The 18,839-nt window shown below is 32.1% G+C and carries 23 protein-coding genes; 8 read left to right on the top strand and 15 right to left on the bottom strand.

Annotation, left to right across the window (positions count from 1 at the left end; genetic code table 11):
- Positions 1–118: 118 nt before the first annotated feature.
- From WPG_RS00775 to WPG_RS00765, 3 genes are all read left to right on the top strand, one after another.
- A complete protein-coding gene (locus WPG_RS00775) occupies positions 119–877 on the top strand; it encodes a CDP-alcohol phosphatidyltransferase family protein (protein ID WP_045468110.1) in 759 nt (252 codons plus the stop codon).
- A 21-nt stretch (positions 878–898) separates the two neighbouring features.
- On the top strand, positions 899–1,711 hold the full coding sequence (locus WPG_RS00770; RefSeq protein ID WP_045468108.1) for a TerC family protein: 813 nt from the start codon (positions 899–901) through the stop codon (positions 1,709–1,711).
- Positions 1,712–1,817: 106 nt separating this feature from the next.
- A complete protein-coding gene (locus WPG_RS00765; protein WP_045468105.1) occupies positions 1,818–2,108 on the top strand; it encodes a hypothetical protein in 291 nt (96 codons plus the stop codon).
- 11 nt (positions 2,109–2,119) lie between these two features.
- Here the strand turns inward: WPG_RS00765 and lptB are convergent, their stop codons facing one another.
- The 4 genes from lptB to WPG_RS00745 all read right to left on the bottom strand — a co-directional run bounded on the left by lptB (position 2,120) and on the right by WPG_RS00745 (position 5,063).
- A complete protein-coding gene (gene lptB / locus WPG_RS00760; RefSeq protein ID WP_045468102.1) occupies positions 2,120–2,860 on the bottom strand; it encodes an LPS export ABC transporter ATP-binding protein in 741 nt (246 codons plus the stop codon).
- 73 nt (positions 2,861–2,933) lie between these two features.
- On the bottom strand, positions 2,934–3,281 hold the full coding sequence (locus tag WPG_RS00755) for a carboxymuconolactone decarboxylase family protein (protein WP_045475001.1): 348 nt from the start codon (positions 3,279–3,281) through the stop codon (positions 2,934–2,936).
- Positions 3,274–4,098, bottom strand: a complete 825-nt coding sequence (gene tatC, locus WPG_RS00750) for a twin-arginine translocase subunit TatC (protein ID WP_045468099.1) — start codon at positions 4,096–4,098, stop codon at positions 3,274–3,276. The genes WPG_RS00755 and tatC overlap by 8 nt, the downstream gene beginning before the upstream one ends.
- On the bottom strand, positions 4,098–5,063 hold the full coding sequence (locus WPG_RS00745; protein ID WP_045468096.1) for an SIS domain-containing protein: 966 nt from the start codon (positions 5,061–5,063) through the stop codon (positions 4,098–4,100). The genes tatC and WPG_RS00745 overlap by 1 nt, the downstream gene beginning before the upstream one ends.
- Before the next feature lie 88 nt (positions 5,064–5,151).
- Here WPG_RS00745 and recQ point away from each other — a divergent pair, with 88 nt between their 5' ends.
- Positions 5,152–7,353, top strand: coding sequence for a DNA helicase RecQ (recQ, locus tag WPG_RS00740; RefSeq protein WP_045468093.1), 2,202 nt, complete (start codon positions 5,152–5,154; stop codon positions 7,351–7,353).
- Between the two features lie 5 nt (positions 7,354–7,358).
- Here the strand turns inward: recQ and WPG_RS17150 are convergent, their stop codons facing one another.
- Positions 7,359–7,808, bottom strand: coding sequence for a hypothetical protein (locus WPG_RS17150; protein WP_052471104.1), 450 nt, complete (start codon positions 7,806–7,808; stop codon positions 7,359–7,361).
- Between the two features lie 114 nt (positions 7,809–7,922).
- Between WPG_RS17150 and WPG_RS00730 the strand changes: the two genes are divergently transcribed.
- Both WPG_RS00730 and WPG_RS00725 read left to right on the top strand, forming a co-directional pair.
- Positions 7,923–8,855 (top strand): peptidylprolyl isomerase, encoded by a 933-nt coding sequence (locus tag WPG_RS00730; protein ID WP_045468090.1) that lies wholly within the window; start codon positions 7,923–7,925, stop codon positions 8,853–8,855.
- A 104-nt stretch (positions 8,856–8,959) separates the two neighbouring features.
- Positions 8,960–9,658 (top strand): tetratricopeptide repeat protein, encoded by a 699-nt coding sequence (locus tag WPG_RS00725; protein WP_045468087.1) that lies wholly within the window; start codon positions 8,960–8,962, stop codon positions 9,656–9,658.
- A 49-nt stretch (positions 9,659–9,707) separates the two neighbouring features.
- On the opposite strand, the gene WPG_RS00720 is transcribed toward WPG_RS00725, so the two are convergent.
- The 10 genes from WPG_RS00720 to recF all read right to left on the bottom strand — a co-directional run bounded on the left by WPG_RS00720 (position 9,708) and on the right by recF (position 17,203).
- Entirely contained in the window at positions 9,708–10,382 is a 675-nt protein-coding gene (locus tag WPG_RS00720) for an ATP-binding cassette domain-containing protein (protein WP_045468084.1), read from the bottom strand.
- A 2-nt stretch (positions 10,383–10,384) separates the two neighbouring features.
- Positions 10,385–10,660 (bottom strand): hypothetical protein, encoded by a 276-nt coding sequence (locus tag WPG_RS00715; protein WP_144374390.1) that lies wholly within the window; start codon positions 10,658–10,660, stop codon positions 10,385–10,387.
- Between the two features lie 27 nt (positions 10,661–10,687).
- Positions 10,688–11,098, bottom strand: coding sequence for a hypothetical protein (locus tag WPG_RS00710; RefSeq protein WP_045468078.1), 411 nt, complete (start codon positions 11,096–11,098; stop codon positions 10,688–10,690).
- A 149-nt stretch (positions 11,099–11,247) separates the two neighbouring features.
- Positions 11,248–11,709 (bottom strand): hypothetical protein, encoded by a 462-nt coding sequence (locus WPG_RS00705; RefSeq protein ID WP_045468075.1) that lies wholly within the window; start codon positions 11,707–11,709, stop codon positions 11,248–11,250.
- Between the two features lie 136 nt (positions 11,710–11,845).
- Positions 11,846–12,199, bottom strand: coding sequence for a hypothetical protein (locus WPG_RS00700; RefSeq protein WP_045468072.1), 354 nt, complete (start codon positions 12,197–12,199; stop codon positions 11,846–11,848).
- Positions 12,199–14,610 carry a penicillin acylase family protein gene (locus tag WPG_RS00695; RefSeq protein ID WP_045468069.1) on the bottom strand — a complete coding sequence of 804 codons (2,412 nt, stop codon included), beginning with the start codon at positions 14,608–14,610 and terminating at the stop codon, positions 12,199–12,201. The genes WPG_RS00700 and WPG_RS00695 overlap by 1 nt, the downstream gene beginning before the upstream one ends.
- A gap of 48 nt (positions 14,611–14,658) precedes the next feature.
- Complete coding sequence (locus WPG_RS00690) at positions 14,659–15,345, bottom strand: class I SAM-dependent methyltransferase (protein ID WP_171817140.1); 687 nt, start codon at positions 15,343–15,345, stop codon at positions 14,659–14,661.
- A gap of 31 nt (positions 15,346–15,376) precedes the next feature.
- Positions 15,377–15,673, bottom strand: a complete 297-nt coding sequence (locus WPG_RS00685; RefSeq protein ID WP_045468064.1) for a DUF721 domain-containing protein — start codon at positions 15,671–15,673, stop codon at positions 15,377–15,379.
- 34 nt (positions 15,674–15,707) lie between these two features.
- On the bottom strand, positions 15,708–16,127 hold the full coding sequence (locus WPG_RS00680; protein WP_045468061.1) for a lipocalin family protein: 420 nt from the start codon (positions 16,125–16,127) through the stop codon (positions 15,708–15,710).
- Positions 16,124–17,203 carry a DNA replication/repair protein RecF gene (gene recF / locus WPG_RS00675; RefSeq protein WP_045468059.1) on the bottom strand — a complete coding sequence of 360 codons (1,080 nt, stop codon included), beginning with the start codon at positions 17,201–17,203 and terminating at the stop codon, positions 16,124–16,126. The genes WPG_RS00680 and recF overlap by 4 nt, the downstream gene beginning before the upstream one ends.
- Before the next feature lie 140 nt (positions 17,204–17,343).
- Here recF and WPG_RS00670 point away from each other — a divergent pair, with 140 nt between their 5' ends.
- Together WPG_RS00670 and ribH are read left to right on the top strand one after the other, a co-directional pair.
- Positions 17,344–18,108, top strand: a complete 765-nt coding sequence (locus WPG_RS00670; RefSeq protein ID WP_045468057.1) for a tetratricopeptide repeat protein — start codon at positions 17,344–17,346, stop codon at positions 18,106–18,108.
- Between the two features lie 3 nt (positions 18,109–18,111).
- Positions 18,112–18,618 (top strand): 6,7-dimethyl-8-ribityllumazine synthase, encoded by a 507-nt coding sequence (gene ribH / locus WPG_RS00665; RefSeq protein ID WP_045468055.1) that lies wholly within the window; start codon positions 18,112–18,114, stop codon positions 18,616–18,618.
- The last annotated feature ends 221 nt before the right edge of the window (positions 18,619–18,839 follow it).

The following is an 18,839-nucleotide window of genomic DNA, read 5'->3' as shown; positions in this document are numbered from 1 at the left end:
AATATTTTTCTATCTATTTAACTGATAAAGTCTATTCTTATTGTTCATAGCTACTATTATTTCAAAGGGTAAATGCTATTAACTCAAATACTTTTATATTTTTACAGAAATTAAATTCATGAGTTTAAAACGACATATTCCCAATGCGGTTACACTTTTAAATTTATTTTCTGGATGCATCGCTTTAATATTTGCTGTATATGGAAATTTCGTCACTGCAGCGATTTTTGTTTTCTTAGGTATATTTTTTGATTTTTTTGATGGTTTTTTGGCACGAAAACTTAATGTGCAGAGTCCACTTGGAATTCAATTAGATTCATTAGCAGATTTGATAACTAGTGGTGTTGTACCTGGTGTTATAATGTTTAAACTTATTTCATTAACTATTGATGCACCTGACTATTCAACTTATAATGATAACTGGAATACTGTAATGCATTGGCAAGGATTTAAACTGTCAATATTACCTTTAATTGGTCTGTTAATCCCTTTAGCTTCTGCCTACCGCTTAGCTAAATTTAATTTGGACGAAGATCAGCAAGCCTTTTTTAAAGGCTTACCAGTACCAGCAAATACATTACTGATTCTCTCGCTACCATTGATATTAGAATATCAAAATAATGATTTAATAAACTCTATAATTATTAATAAATGGTTTCTAATTGGTTTAACATTAATAAGCTGTTACCTATTGAATTCTCCTATAAAACTGTTTGCTTTAAAATTTAAAGATTGGAGCTTTAAAAGTAATGCAACGCGCTATATTTTTTTAATACTAAGTATAGTTGCATTCGTTGTCTTACACTTTGCGGCAATCCCTTTGATTATTGTATTATACATCATATTATCACTGCTAGATAGAAATAATATAACTTAACTAACAAATTTGAAATAGACCATGGCTGAAATTATTTTCACATTATTAATGCTTGTAATGCTACAAGCTGTTTTAGGATTTGATAATCTCTTATATATTTCCTTGGAGTCTAAAAAAGCACCTGAGGCAGATCAGAAGCGTGTAAGGAAAACTGGTATTCTCATTGCCATTGTACTTAGGATTGTCTTGCTATTTGTTTTAGTATCAGTTATTGAATACTTCCAAGAACCTTTTTCATTTTTAACAGGTCATATTGAAGATGTCCTTGATTTTTCATTCAATGGTCATAGTATCATTGTTTTAATAGGTGGTGGCTTTATTATATATACTGCTATTAAAGAGATTTGGCATATGATTTCTACCCACGATTTAAATCACGATGTTGAGGATGGTAAATCTAAGCGCAGTAAATCTGCTAATGCCGCTATAACAAGTATAGTTATAATGAATTTAGTTTTTTCTTTCGATTCTATATTAGCAGCAATAGGTCTTACTAGCGAAATAGAAAATTCTACTACTGCTTTTATTGTCATGGCAATAGCTATTGTAGTTAGTGGTTTATTAATGTTATTAATGGCAGATAAAATCTCTGTTTTCTTAGCTAAAAATAGAATGTATGAGGTGCTTGGCCTATTTATTCTGTTTATAGTAGGTATTATGTTAGTGACTGAAGGAGGACATTTAGCACACTTAAAAATATTTGGTAATGAAATTGTACCAATGAGCAAAACAACATTCTATTTTGTAATTGTTGTTTTAGTTATAGTAGATATAGTACAAGGACGTTATCAAAAGAAATTGATTAAAGAAGAAATAGCTAATAATAAAGAGTAAATAACTTTTATCCATCTTTATTGCTGTTCAACTTAAATAATGGATACAATAATCAATAAATATTAACTTCGTGTACACAAGCGTTTTATACTAAAAAGCTATAAAAATGAAAAAGAAAAAAATTAAGCTGTTTTTAAAGATATTTTTTATTTTACTTTTAATTCAGTTTGTTATTGCGATTGCAGATATCTTACTTCATAACGCTAACAGCTCACTTTCTTCAATAACTTCGACAGTTATTTCTATTATTAGTTTACCACTAAGTATGGTAAATAAGAACTTACCTTTTTACGCAGGTGAAGGTATTATTGTAACACTTTTATTTTGGACATTGAATTTAGTGATTCAAACTCTAATGATTTTTGCAGTTTTTAGGATAATGAAAAGATTGAAGTAATTAATGAACTTTTAAAACTCTAATTTCTTTTTTCGAAGTTCAAAATTCTGTCCTAAATACACTTTACGTACCATTTCATCACTTGCTAATTCTTCAGGTTTACCAGCTTTTAAGATGCCACCTTCAAACATTAAGTATGTTCTATCGGTTATAGCAAGCGTTTCTTGTACATTATGATCAGTAATTAGAATCCCAATATTCTTTTTGGTCAATTTGGCAATGATACGCTGAATATCTTCAACAGCAACTGGGTCAACACCAGCAAATGGCTCATCTAACAAAATGAAATTTGGGTCAGTGGCAAGAGCACGTGCAATTTCTGTACGTCGTCGTTCACCACCAGAAAGTAAATCACCACGATTAGTTCTAATGTGTCCCAAGCCAAATTCTTCAATAAGAGACTCCATTTTTTCTTGCTGCTGCTTCTTACTTAATTTAGTTAGCTGTAATACACTGAGAATGTTATCTTCAATACTTAGTTTTCTAAAAACTGAAGCTTCTTGAGCTAAATAACCAATACCATTTTGAGCACGTTTGTACATTGGGTATTTAGTAATATTTGTATCGTCTAAGTAGATATTACCACCATTGGGTTTAATAATACCAACAATCATATAGAATGAGGTCGTTTTACCAGCACCATTAGGACCAAGCAAACCAACGATTTCTCCTTGGTTAACCTCCAAAGAAACATCCTTTACTACTTTTCGACCACTGTAGGCCTTCATTAAATGCTCAGCTCGTAATTTCATATGAATTTTAAGAACGCTAAAAATAACAAAATCATATAGATTTGGTGACTTGTAGCAAAGTTTTATTAAAAGTTTAACCTTGGTTTTCTAGAGCTTCCCAATACTCATGAGCACGTCTTAAATGAGGAATTACAATAGTTCCACCTATTAATGTTGCAATACCTAAAGCTTCACTAATTTCAGCTTTATTAAGACCTTCTTTATAAGAAGATTCTAAGTGATATTTTACACAATCATCACAACGCAAAACAGTAGAAGCTACTAAGCCTAGAAGCTCTTTTGTTTTCTTGTCTAAAGCTCCTTCTTGAAATGCATTGGTGTCCAGATTAAAAATTCGTTTGATAACTTTATTGTTATCCGCTAAAATTTTATCATTCATTTTAGCTCTATAGTCATTAAATTCTTTAACAATATCAGACATTTTTTTCTTTTCTTTTTTGATTTCTAACCACAACAGCAGAAATATAAATACTTATTTGATATAATATTAAGATAGGAATAGCAACAATAACTTGACTTGCTATATCTGGTGGTGTAATTATAGCAGATAAAATTAGAACTATAACCAAGGCATATTTTCTATATTTCCTTAAAAATTGAGGAGTAACAATACCGATCTTTGTTAAGAAGTATATGATTATAGGTAACTCAAAAACGAAACCAGAGGCTATAGACGATGAACGCACTAATGCGATAACAGAACTAGCATCAAATTCATTCTCTATTTGTACACTAATTTGATAGTTTGCTAAAAAATTAAGTGATAAAGGTGTAACTATATAATAGCCAAATAACACTCCTATAAAAAACAGAATTGAGGCAATAATTATAAATCCTCTAGAATTTTTACGCTCAGAAGATTTTAAACCAGGACTTATAAAACTCCACAATTGATAGAGAACATAAGGAAACGAAACAATAAAGCCAGCATAAATAGAAGTCCAAACATGGGCTGAAAACTGACCAGCAACGGTTCTATTCTGTATTATAAAAGGAAATTCTTCTGCACAAAAAGTAGTGTCATTTATGCCTAAAAATTCCGAAACTTTACATAAACCTTCATATGTTGGAAAGCTCATTCTAGTAGGTCCAAAAATTATAACATCGAAAATAAATTTATAAAATATAGCAGCTACAGATGCTGCAATAACAATTCCTAACGTTGCACGTATTAAATGCCATCTTAATTCTTCAAGATGGTCTAAGAAAGACATTTCGTCAATACCCTTTTTTGCCATTATATAATGCCTTCTTTTATTAAATCGTGAAGATGAACTATACCAACATATTTACCATCATGCTCTACAACCAGTTGAGTAATATTAAACTCTTCCATCACTTCTTTAGCATCAACTGCCATGGCATCATCAGCAATACGTCTTGGATTGGTGCTCATAATATCTTTAGCTTTTAAGTCAGTAATGTCATCACTTTTACTTAACATTCTCCTTAAATCTCCATCAGTAATAATACCTATAATTTTTTCACTCTCAACAACAGCAGTGACACCTAGTCTTTTTTCAGTAATTTCTACAATAACTTCTTTTAAACTACTTTCTAAATGGACTTGTGGTTTTTTATTTTGAGAAGACAAGTCACTTACTCTAAGATACAAGCGTTTTCCAAGTGCTCCTCCAGGATGGTATTTTGCAAAATCTTTACTAGAGAAGCCTCTTAGTTCTAAAAGACAAACAGCTAAAGCATCTCCTAAGACTAATTGTGCAGTTGTACTTGTTGTTGGTGCCAAATTATTAGGACAAGCCTCTTGCTCAACATAAGCATTTAATATATAGTCGGCTTGTTGACCAAGAAATGAATCTTTATTACCAGTTATAGCAATCATTTTGTTTTCCGCATTCTTAATAAGCGGTACTAAAACTTTAATTTCTGGTGTATTTCCACTTTTAGAAATACAAATAACAACATCATCTTTTAGTATTAATCCTAGATCGCCATGAATAGCATCGGCAGCATGCATGAAAATTGCTGGAGTCCCAGTAGAATTTAAAGTTGCTACTATTTTGTTTGCAATAATAGCACTCTTTCCTATACCAGTTATGATAACACGACCTTTAGAATTATATATTAATTCTGTAGCCTCAGCAAAATCATTAGTCAGTAATTTTGATAAATTGGCTATAGATTCACTCTCTAATTTTATGGTAGTTTTTGCAGTACTTAAAATAGATTGTTTTGTGTTCAAAACTTATTATTTATTGAGTTTTTTAGATTTAAAGAAATTGTTATCTTTAAGCTTATTGCAAATGTATATAAAATACTAATAGGGATTAATGAGTATTGCAGAAATTGACTTACATGCTTCACTAAAAAAGTACTTTGGTTTTTCACAATTCAAAGGGCTTCAAGAAGAAGTTATAGAAAACGTAGTTGCAGGCAACAATACGTTTGTTATTATGCCAACAGGAGGTGGTAAATCGTTGTGTTATCAGTTGCCAGCTATTATTAAAGAAGGTACAGCAATCGTAGTATCTCCACTAATTGCTCTAATGAAAAATCAAGTTGATGCCATTAGAGCAGTTTCTGATAACGAAGGAGTTGCACATGTATTAAACTCTTCTTTAAATAAAACTGAAGTTAAACGTGTAAAAGATGACATTACAAATGGTATTACGAAATTACTTTATGTAGCACCAGAATCGTTAACTAAAGAGGAATATGTTGAGTTTTTAAGAACAGTCAAAATTTCATTCATGGCTGTAGATGAAGCGCATTGTATTAGCGAATGGGGACATGATTTTAGACCAGAATACAGAAATTTACGACACATTATAAAACGCATTGGTGATAATATTCCGATTGTGGGTCTTACGGCAACTGCAACTCCAAAAGTACAAGAAGATATTCTGAAAAGTTTAGGCATGCCAAAAGCAGTAACGTTTAAAGCATCCTTTAATAGACCAAATTTATATTACGAAGTACGACCAAAAACTAAGAATGTAGATGCAGATATTATTCGTTTTGTAAAACAGAACGAAGGCAAATCTGGTATTGTGTATTGTTTAAGTCGTAAGCGAGTAGAAGAGTTAGCACAAGTACTTCAAGTAAATGGAGTTAAGGCAGTGCCTTACCATGCTGGATTAGACGCCAAAACAAGAGTAAAGCATCAAGATATGTTCTTAATGGAAGATACAGATGTAGTTGTTGCTACAATAGCTTTTGGAATGGGAATTGATAAACCTGATGTTCGTTTTGTAATTCATCACGATATTCCTAAGAGTATAGAAAGCTATTATCAAGAAACAGGACGCGCAGGACGAGATGGAGGAGAAGGTCATTGTCTGGCATACTATGCTTATAAGGACATTGAGAAGCTCGAAAAGTTTATGTCTGGTAAACCTGTTGCTGAGCAAGAGATTGGTCATGCGTTGCTACAAGAAGTGGTAGCATTTGCTGAAACTTCTGTGTCACGACGAAAATTTATCTTGCATTACTTTGGTGAAGAATTTGACAATGCAACTGGTGAAGGTGGTGATATGGATGATAATGTTCGTAACCCTAAAAAGCAAGTTGAAGCTAAAAGTGAAGTTCAAACTCTTTTAGATACTGTAAGTAAGACCAATGAAAAATATAAGTCCAAAGATTTAGTACAAGTATTGGTTGGTAATGCTAATGCACTTATTTCATCTCACAAAACTGATACACAGCCCTTTTTTGGTGTTGGTAAAAATAAAGAAGCTAGATATTGGATGGCGTTAATTCGTCAAATTCTCGTTGCTGGTTATCTAAAGAAAGATATTGAGACCTATGGAGTTTTAAGGTTAAGTGATAGCGGTAGAAGCTATATGGATAAGCCACAATCTTTTATGATGGCAGAAGACCATGTGTTTGATGAAACATCTAATGATGGCATTATAACAAACTCAAAAGGTGGCGGAGCAGCAGCAGATGAAAAACTCATGACAATGCTTAAGGATTTACGTAAGCGCAATGCTAAACGACTTGGAGTACCTCCATTTGTTATTTTTCAAGATCCTTCTTTAGAGGATATGGCTTTAAAATATCCAATCTCAGTTCAGGAATTATCTAATGTGCATGGTGTTGGTGAGAGTAAAGCAAAAAAATATGGAAAGGATTTTGTTGGACTGATTGCCGACTATGTTGAAGAAAATGATATTATGCGACCAGATGATATGGTTGTAAAATCAACAGGAACAAATTCAGCTATTAAATTATACATTATACAAAACGTTGATAGAAAATTACCGTTAAGTGATATTGCATCTTCTAAAGGCATGGAAATGCCTGCTTTTATTAAAGAGATGGAATCTATTGTCTTTTCAGGTACAAAATTAAATATTAGTTATTGGATTGATGAGATTTTAGACGAAGATCAGCAAGAAGAGATTCATGAGTATTTTATGGAGTCTGAAAGCGATAAGATTGATGACGCCATTGAGGAATTCGATGGAGATTACGATGACGAAGAATTACGACTGTATCGTATTAAGTTTATGAGTGAGGTTGCAAACTAGTTTGATTATTCCTCTTCGTCAGATACTACATATTTAATAAATAAAATCTCGTGTTTCTTTACGTTTAATTGAATGCTATTCAATTTCGCTTTTTCTAATTGATTTATATGAGATTCTTCAATCTGAAAATCAATTTTGGTAATATGTCTTCCTTTAATGTCTGAACCTTCAGATTCAAATTCTGGCATATCTGAGTTAAGTTCGAGTTCGAAATTTTCACCTTTAAAAGCTAATAAAGCACCTGCCTTAGATTTTACTTTAAGTTGCCCAACAATAACGGTTTGATAGAAATAATAACCACCAAGCTCATTTAAACCAGCAAAAAGCACATTATTTTGAGAAACTCCAAAGGGTTTGTTTTCAACATCTCTTATAATAGCATCTATATTATCGAGAAATTTAGGTTGAGTCTCAGAAGTTTTTTTGCCAAAAAGCTTAGTTAAAGAAAATCCCATAATTTTTAGTTTCAGCAAAACTAACTTTAATAAATCAATTCTCAAATCTTCAATCTAAATTCGTAATTCTTAAATCATTGACTATCTTTGCAGCCTTAAACAAAAGAAAACAAAATGCAAGACGGTTTATACGCAAAATTCAATACCTCTAAAGGTGAAATATTAGTGAATTTAGAGTTTGAAAAGACTCCAGGAACAGTAGGTAACTTTGTAGCCTTGGCAGAAGGGAATATGGAAAATTCGGCAAAGCCACAAGGCAATCCATACTATGATGGATTAAAATTTCACAGAGTGATTCCAGATTTTATGATTCAAGGTGGTTGTCCTCAAGGTACAGGTACTGGAAATCCAGGTTATAAGTTTGATGATGAAATTCATCCAGATTTAAAACACGATGCTCCAGGAAAACTATCTATGGCAAATGCTGGTCCAGGTACTAATGGTAGTCAATTTTTTATCACACATATCGCCACAGATTGGTTAGACGGTAAGCATACTGTTTTTGGTAATGTAATAGAAGGACAAGATATTGTAGATGCTATTGCACAAGATGATACTATTGATAGTTTAGAAATAGTTAAAGTTGGTGAAGCGGCTGAAAATTTTAATGCTATTGAAGCATTCAGAACTTTCGAAGGAGCTAGAGAAAAACGAATCGCTGCTGAACGCGATGCTGCAAAAGCTGAGTTAGATAAGTTAGCTGCTGGCTTTGATGAAACAGAATCGGGTTTACGTTATCAAATCATTCAAAAAGGTGATGGGCAAAAAGCAGAGAAAGGAAATATGGTTTCTGTGCACTATAAAGGACAATTAGCAGACGGAACAGTGTTTGATTCGTCTTATAAACGTAATTCTCCATTAGATTTTCAAGTTGGTGTTGGGCAAGTTATTCCTGGATGGGATGAAGGTATTTGTCTTTTAAATGTAGGTGATAAAGCGCGTTTAGTTATACCAAGTGACTTAGGTTATGGCCCTGCTGGAGCTGGTGGAGTAATTCCTCCGAATGCAACTTTAGTATTCGATGTAGAGTTGATGGGAATCAATTAAGTATATTTTTATTACCAAGCGTAACAAATTTTGAAAAGAATCGTCTCACTTATATAGTGAGACTTTTTTTTGCTATAAAGTGAACCAATCAAACCAATCAAAAAATGAAACTAAAATCTTTAGTCATACTGCTAGTAATTATAGTTAGTAGTTGCTCCAATTCAGTCGAATATTCAGAACAGTTTATAAATGAAACAACAGGTAGTTATCTATTTAATCAAGACGAGGTAATTAAAGTGTATTATGAAAACAATAAACTTTATCTCAATTGGAAAGGCGGAGTAGTAGAACCTGTTGCGACTGGTGAGAATGAATTCTTTGTTGCAGATATGTATAAGAAACTGCATTTTGTTAAGCATCCAGAAACTCAGAAGCCTTATTTGTCTATTATATCAGAGGACGATGAAAGCAAAATAACTTATGATTATTTAAAAGCTCCTAAAGGTTATAAAACACCGAGTACCCATTTAAAAGAAGGGAATTATGAAAAAGCACTTGCTGGTTATCTAGAAATTAAAGAGCAAGATTCTACAAGTCAATATATAAGAGAATGGGATTTTAATAGTATGGGCTATAAGCATATGAGAAAGCGAGAATATGACAAAGCGATACGTGTATTAAGGTTAAATGCTGAGCTACATCCAAATAGTGCAAATGTTTATGATAGTCTAGGCGAAGCATATTTATTAAATGGTGATAGTTTAAAAGCCTATGATAATTACAAAAAAGCATTAGAGTTTAATTCTACCAATAGAAGAGCTAAGGATTACGTGGATAGTTATGCTAAAAAACTTAGCGAATAAATAGCGGAGTTAAGATTAGCTTTAAGAAATAAAATTGGTTTTTCACAAATCAATTATAAACGTTGTCGAAAGTAGTTTTTGATATATAGCCTAAATCAATTAATTCTTTTTTATCATTGATTTCTCTTAAATAACCATTTTGAAGATAGATAATGCTGTCAGCTAAATGGATGACATTTTCATAGTCATGATCAGTGATAATAAAGCCTTTAGATGATTTCATTGTTATTATATAATCGTTTATATAATTTTTCATAATGGGACTCACTCCATTAAAAGGCTCGTCGAGTAAAATAAATTCTGCATTAGAGTGAATAATTAATAAGATTTCAATTATTCGTCTTTCACCACCAGATAAATCCTGATTTTTTTTGTGAAGTAATGGTTTTACATACTCGTTTTCTAGGACAGGTTCTCTATTGTCTTTGTGAAGAAATAGATGTATTAATGACTTTAGTGAAATGTTATTGGGTAAGAAATTATCTTGAGGTAAATAGTTGATTAAATGCCTTCCATTCGATATGTTTTTTATAACCTTATCCCCAACTCTTATAAACTTAAAATCTGCTTTTATTGTGCCAAATACAATCTTAAGAAATGTAGATTTACCAGAACCATTGCGGCCAATTAAGCCTTTAATATCTCCTTTTTTACAAGAAAGAAACACATCACTTAGTATAACTTTATTGCTATAAGATTTGGTTAAGCTATCTATATGCAGCATAATTATATAAGGATTAAAATCAATAGATTAATTAAACCGATAATAATTGTTGATGCCCAAAGTTTTATATTATTAAAGCCTAAGTTATAGTAGTAATAATATTGATTTTTGTTTTTTAAATCATAGAAGAAAAATTGAGCAAATGGAGCAATGACTAAAAAACTAAGTCCTATCAATACTAATTCTCCTCCAAATAAAACACCAACCATAATGGCGAGGAAGTAGGATACAAAAAATATCTGCCTTTGAAATAATAATATGTTTTTTAATAGTCTCAAAAGTGGTGTTTTCTATGCGATTGGTTTTTATCTCAAATCTAAGATTACAGAATCTTTTACTTTAATATAAATTAGATTGTCATTATGATATAATTGTGTTGTATCCCCTTTGATTTCTGTCCTAACAAAGTCAGATTCAATATATGTCTCCTTGTTTGAATCTAAATAAATGGGAATCACCACATATAGAATACAACATAATATTAATAGGCTATTAGCTATTATGATTCCTTTTAATGTATTCGTTTTTTTAATAAAAAAGAACGTTCCAATACTAGCTAAAGTCCAAACTATACTTACAATTAACGTTAAAAATAAAAGAAAATGATGCACTCCAGATGCGTGTTTATATGGATTGCCTATGGTAAGATAAGATATTCCAGCAATTCCAAATGCTATTATATAAAAGAGTAATGTTTTTAATATTCCTTTTTTCAAATGTTTGATCAGCGTTTTTGTGTATGGTTAGTTGCGCGTTTAAGCAACTAATTTAGCAAACAAATCACAGATAGAAAATTCCAGCGAAATTTTCGTAAGTCAGCTGTAATCTAGCAATTAATTATACACGGTGTTGTGCATAGTATTTTTTAATATCTATGGTATTTATATTTTTTAACTTCAATAGACTTGTCAATTTCAGTCATCAGATTTTCTATTACAGGATGTCTGTACCTCTGCAAAGAAATTCTCTTATCATATAAACTATCACCAGAGATTTTGATTTGAAGATTCAGTCCATCATACCCTTCATTCCTATATTTCCTTTTGAGAGTGTCAAGCCTACTTTCTTTCAAGAATGAATAGAGTTTCTGAACTTTTATTTTATCAAGTTTTATAGAGTGTAGAATTGTGTCTTTACAATTTTCAAAGTCACAATTGTAATGGATTTTTAGACTGTCCTGATTAATTTTATAAGTCAACCAATAACCTTGTGAACCATCAAAATCTCTAACTTCCAAATTGAAATTATCAATTCGAGATTCTGATTGACATCCAACAATTATAAAAGTTATAGTCAGAATTATTATTCGTTTAAATAGGTATCTCATATTATGCACAACTCGTTATATAATAATTTTTATTACTCATATCCTGTTAATAATTCGGGGTAAGAGCACATTTTATTACTAATGCTGTTGTCATAACAATTAATAAATATAATGTAGTGTCATATACGTAATTCTACTACTTTTTAAGTACTAAACTCAATTGCTTTCCAAAAACAGCCGCAATACCTGCTGCTAAACCACCAACAATGCCTGTAACTAATATTAATACATAAGGATTTCCTCCTAATGTTAACAATTCAGATATACGTTTTGCTAAGGTGTAATCATTACTACTACTTAAAATAAAACTATATACTGCCCAAAATACGAGGATGGCTAAAAAAGGTACAAAAAACACAGCGGCTTTTTTAAGAGGAATAAATAAAGCCGTTGCTAAAGCTGCTGTCATAATAGACCACCAAGGCAAAAACAAGGATAAGATAAATGCTAAAACAATGGTGGCTATAAAATTGATACTATTCGTTTTCATTAGTTGCTTGGAATTAGAGTTTGTGTGCCAATAATAGCTTCCGTTGCGGTATTGCTTTGCATAAAATTGAGACTATGGTATTTACCAGCTGCCCAATCGTCTATAAAATTATCATAGTATTGACTGCCAGGATTGCCCGATTGCCCTCCAGGATAAATACCTAAAGCAGTTGGAGGAGAGGTCATTTCTACAATCATTCTCCATGATGGTCCCCAATTTTCTGATGTAGCATTAACGATATTACGTCCACCACCAATTGGTATATCAACCCGAGAGAATGCTGGCAAACCTTGTAATAAATGGCCAGCATATGTGGCTTTATAATTTACCCACATATAATCACCTTCTTCAGCTTTTATTTCAGTTAAACGTTTTGCTGCAGCTTTAAAAGCTAATAAGAATAAGTCTTTAGCGGTTTCGGTTTCTGGTGTTTCTATAATATCCATAAATACATCATCTCCTTTATTTTTTAATAAATAAATGGTTTGGTAGGTAAATGGTGCATCTAGCGCTGTGTCTTCAACATCAAATTCGTCCCAAGTCATATTATAGAGTTTACCATACCATTGGCGCCAAATACTTGGCCCAACTTCGTCGACATCATTATTATATTGCCATGCTTTAGCCTCACCATAGATTTGTTGCTCTTCAGCATTTAAACCAGAAATATCCATAGTCTCTAACATATAAGGCATAAGTTCAGAGGCTTTGAGATTATAATTATTATTGTGAAGATCTTTAAAATCTTGAACACTAAATTGAGCTTTAGAATTGAAGTAGTCATTGATAACTCGGTTTCTGTAAGTTTCATAACCATCATTAAATACAAAATAAGGATAAGCCTCATCTACAGGATGCTGATTAGCAGAGCTTACAAAACCTCGTTCAGGATTTTTGGTATGGGCATTAAAAGGTTGTGGAATAAAACTTTGCCAATCGTTTTCAGACTTACTACCATCCATTACAAATTTACCCTGACCTTCCCATTTGTTAGGAAATTGACCTTGAATCCATAACGCAATATCTCCTTCGGTAGAAGCGAAAACTATATTTTGAGCTGGTGCTACCCAATATTGCAGAGCAGCTTCATATTCATCATAATTTTTTGCTTTATTGAGTTCTAAAAATGTGCGTTGGCCATTACCAGGAATATGTCCTGTCCATTGCATGGCATAACCAGATAATTCGTTATTAGATTTAAAGTTTTTATCATACACTACAGGACCATGATGAGTGTAGAGTACAGAATCCTTATAACTCTCTTTTCCTTTTATTTTAATGTCTTCAATTCTAACTGTGACGTCTTTCCATTGGTCATCAAATTTGTATTGAGTTCTGTCTGTATTAAATTCAATTTTATACCAATCAATAACATCTCTTGTTGCATTAGTTTCTCCCCAAGCAATGTACTGATTAAACCCAGAAATTACAGCTAAAGCTCCAGGAAGTGTAGCGCCAAAAGCATTGTGATTTGGTGTGCTCAGTTGCATCACAAACCAAATAGATGGTAAGTTGAGTGCTAAGTGAGGATCGTTGGCTAAAATCGGATGACCAGTAGTTGACTTTTCGCCAGATACTGCCCAATTATTACTGCCATAATTTGGGTCTGGCTTATCAATAGTCTCTGCTATAGAATCTAGTATAGGTTCGCTATTAGGTGCAGGTGTTTGTGGAACATCGATGTAACTCCAATCTGTTTCTTTTGGAATAACAGGATCAGTAATATCAAAGAAATCCGGAAATAATAAATCGAAGCGCTCTTTACCAAATAGACGTAAGGCATTGGTGTTTTCTATGTCCTCATCTCCACCAGCTAGCATTTTGGTCATATACATTAAAAGTAGCGCTGTTTTTTTTGGTGACCAGGCTTCAGGTTTGTAGTCTAAAAGTTTATATTCTACAGGATAATCTTTTGGGTCTAATTGTTCTATATAACTATTTACACCATCTGCATATGCTTTAGCAATAGCCATAGTTTTTTTGTCTTTAGACATTTTTTTTAAGGTCTGCTCAGCACCATAAACCATACCTCTTCGTCGTTCTTGTCGGTCATAGTTTAAAGCACCTTCTCCAATAATTTCAGATAAACGACCTGCAGCAGCATAAGTCTGAAACTCCATTTGCCAAAGACGATGCTTAGCCGTTAAGTAACCTTGTGCTCTATATAAGTCTAAATCATTCTGAGCAAATACATGTGGAATTAATTGGGCATCATAATGGACTGTAACTTTATCAGCTAGTCCAGGAATTGAGATGTCTCCAGTAATAGATTCGTCCGTTTCATTTTGCCAAACTCCAGAGTAAGGATTTAGAAACTTTCCAATTGGAGGAATAGATCCGAATTTGTTATTCAGTGCAAAAAATATAGCTATCGTTAATACAAAAGATAGAATGAGTTTAAAATACTTCATGATGAGAAATTAGATTGCTTATAAAAATACCAAATATTAATTACTTAACTATTTTTTAAAAATCCGATATATGGGTTTTAAAAACCAAAAGAACTTTCTGTAGAAGTGAATGGACTTGTAATAAGTGACCTTAAATAATTTTTCTTGATAAGAAGATATAGTTACTGAAGTTTCTCTTTCTTTAGTTTGCATTTCAATGCAAGCAAATCCTCCCCACATTTCACGATAAAGACCATCATGATTAAAAGCACCAGTTACAAAATCTAACTCAACATAATGTACAAATGGATTACTGTTGTAGTTATATAAACTGATTCCTTCTCTACACGCTGGATTAAAACTATCGTGAAGAATAATAGTAATTAGCTGTTTTGGTATAAGTTTCAGCACATTAGTAATATCTTCTAAAACACCTTTTGAACTATGATCTCCATCTATAAGAACAAATTCTACGATTTCGTCATTTTTATTAATTACGTCAACTAATTTTGGAACAACAGTTTTAGAGTCACCAATAAGATACTCTACATTAGTTAAATTATCACAACGTTTGTCACGATAAGAGGGAGTTAAATCAACAGCGTAAACTTTATCTGAAAACTCACTAATGACTTGAAGGCTTCCACCATTATAAGTGCCAATCTCTATAGCAGTTTTTGGTTTTATAGTCTGTAATAATTGAATAAGAGTAGCTTGTTCTGCTCTACTCATAGACCATGGAATAGGATATGACATGTTTATTTGATGGTTTGTATTGTGCATCAATTTAACGTAACACTAATTTTTTCACAACTTCTTTTCCTATAGACTCATTTAGCATCTTTACGATTTTTTCATTACCGTAACTCAACTCTTCGCGTAAAACACTAGAACTTAATTGTACGTAAAGTGTTTCGTGTTTTAATTCAATAGCAGTTGTGTAGTTATTTACACCATTACCCATTAGGTTGGTCCAAGCCTCACGCACATCTACCTTATCTAAACCAGATTGTAAGTTATTTCTCTTTACAAACTCTTTTAGAATATCTTGAATTGGTTGATTTTGATTGTTGCGTTTTGCCATATTTACTTTACACAAAAGTGGAAATCTAAATTTATTATTCAGTATCTATTTTAACAGGTAGATAGCGTTTGTATAAATATACAGCCTTATTTTCATTGATTACCTTTAAGTTTTCTGGATTCGCATCTAAAATGGTTTCTTTCCATTTTGCATAAGGTGTATCGTAATAGACATTTAAATTTCCATCTTCAATTATTAACTGTAGTGATTCAGAATCATCAGAAGTGACGTACGTATCGTTTATACCAGGTTTTAACTTCTTTCTAAATCCATGTAAACTATCATTTATACTTATGTAATCTATAGTTTCATTGTATTTGTATTCTTTTTTACTACCATCAGCTAGTGTTACTTCTTCAATTTCCCAATACCCTTCAATATGTTGTATATACGATTCAGGGTTTTCAGAACAAGTGAAAAATAAAATACAGATTAGTGGTAAATACTTTCTCATAATTTAAATAATTTATAAGATTGGTGTATTTGCTTTACGATAGTTTCAGTTCTGTCTGCATGTGTGTCACTTATAAAGATTTGACCAAAATGGTCATCATCTACTAAACTAATAATTTGTGCAACACGGTTTTCATCGAGCTTATCAAAAATATCATCTAAGAGTAGTATAGGTGATACTCCGCTTTGTTGTTTTGTAAAATCGAATTGTGCCAATTTCAGTGCTATTAAGAATGACTTTTGTTGGCCTTGACTTCCAAACTTCTTAATAGGAAAACCATCAATTAAAAATATCATATCATCCTTGTGTGTACCAACACTGGTATATTGTAAAGCTTTATCTTTATTGAGGTTTGTGTCTAAAAGCTCATTAAGGTTCCCATTAAATAAGTCACTTTTATATTTTAAATCAATGACTTCTTTACTTTGACTAATAGCTTCGTAACGGGCTTTGAAAATTGGGATAAAGGTTTGTAAAAAAGCATCACGTTTTTTGAATATTTCCGAACCAAACGTGTGTAATTGTTCATTGTAAATAGCGAGTGTATCTGCATTAAATGTATTATTTAGTGCAAAGTACTTTAGAAGTGCATTTCGCTGAGCCAAAACCTTATTGTAACTAATGAGTTCGGTTAAATAACTTTTATCACTCTGAGATATAACACTGTCAATAAATTTTCGTCTTGTATCACTACCTTCAATAATAAGATCGCGATCAGCTGGTGAAATAATAACTAGAGGAATAAAACCGATGTGCTCACTGAATTTTTCATAAGCTTTACCATTACGTTTTATTACTTTTTTTTGTCCTCGTTTTAAAGAGACTATAATTTTTTCTGAACGCTCATTTTTAGTAAAATTACCATCAACTACAAAAAATTCTGCGTTGTGATTTATATTCTGTACCGCAATCGGATTGAAGTAGCTTTTACCAAATGCTAAGTGATAAATGGCATCTAAAGCGTTAGTTTTTCCGATACCATTTGCACCAACAAAACAATTGATTTTGGCATCGAAATCGAAAACCTGACTTTCAAAATTTTTGTAATTAACTAAAGATACTGAGTTTAGATTCATAAAAATTTAATGGATTGCCTAATTTTAGAGCTATGGCAAAGCATTGTGGTTCTTCAAAATTTATTCAAAAATAACAAATAAATAGGCTTTTAAATCCCAATAAAAATTTTATTTTTGCGCACGCATAAAGAGACAAAACTATGGCTACATATAAGAAAAGAGGCTACAAACCTAAAACGAAGAAAGAGAAGGAAGAAGTTGTTGAAGAAAACTCAACTACTGCTGAGGTATTTAATACTTTAGATGAAGGTGCTTCTAAAACCGAAGAGTGGGTTGTTAAAAACCAGAAATACATCATTGGTGTTATAGGTGCTATAGCTTTAGTAGTACTTTGTTATTTAGGTTACAATAAAATTGTAGCTGAGCCAAAGGCTAAAGACGCAATGAATGAAATGTATACCGCTAAGAAATATTTTGATGATGCCGTAAGTGGTGTTTCTTCAGATTCATTATATAATATGGCATTGAATGGTGGTGAAGGTAAATATGGAATGTTAGATATTATTAATGAATATGGTGGAAGTCCTGCGGCTAATTTAGCAAACTATTATGCAGGTATGTCTTATTTAAATTTAAAAGACTATCAGAACGCTGTAACATACTTAAGTGATTTTTCTAGTGATGATAAAATGTTAGGGCCAATTGCTAAAGGTGGTATTGGTGATGCATTTGTACAATTAGAGCAGAATGAGGATGCTTTAGAGTATTATATAAAAGCATTTAATGCAAACGTGAATGATTTTACAACTCCTTTGTATTTAATGAAGGCTGCACGTGTTGCGATAGATTTAGGGCAGAATGAAAAAGCCTTAGGTTACCTTAAGAGAATAAAATCAGAATTTTCAACATCTACGGAGGCAACTCAAGCAGATGTTTTAATCGGAAAAGTAGAAGCAAGCTTATAAGATATGGCTACTGCAAATCATAATTTATCTAACTACGATAAAGCAACAATCCCAAACGCGAAAGATTTTCGGTTTGGGATTGTTGTTTCAGAATGGAATGATACCATTACTGAGGGTTTGTGGCAAGGTACTTTTGATGCACTTATGGATTGTGGTGCAGTAAAAGAGAATATTGTTAGATGGAATGTCCCTGGAACATTTGAACTAACTTATGGAGCTGCCAGAATGTCCAAAAGTATCTATGCAGATTCAGGCATGTTAGATGCCATAATTGTAATAGGTTGTGTTATCCAAGGAGAAACAAAGCATTTCGATTTTGTTTGTGATGGTGTTACACAAGGTATTAAAGATTTAAATCTTAAGGGAGATATACCGGTAATTTTCTGTGTGCTCACCGATAATAATAGACAACAATCAATTGATCGCTCTGGCGGTAAGCACGGTAATAAAGGAACTGAAGCAGCTATTACTGCGATTAAGATGGCAGATCTTAGGAAACAAACGTCTTAAAATTAAGTTTATAATACTCCACTTGGCACTCTTTTTGTTAATAATTTTAAGGAATCCTTAAGTTATATTTCCTCGTATTTTCAGTACTTTTGAGATATATCGCTAATAATTTATTTATCAGTTTGTTTAACCAAAGAAAAAATAAACGTTTTAGTTATAAGTCTCGTTATCAGGATTCTAAAAGAAAAGAGTCGAAAGACGACTTGGAGGCGAAATGGAAT

Source organism: Winogradskyella sp. PG-2, assembly GCF_000828715.1.
Taxonomy (GTDB): domain Bacteria; phylum Bacteroidota; class Bacteroidia; order Flavobacteriales; family Flavobacteriaceae; genus Winogradskyella.
Note: the sequence above shows the minus strand (reverse complement) of the source record. Positions and strands in the feature narration are given on the sequence as shown.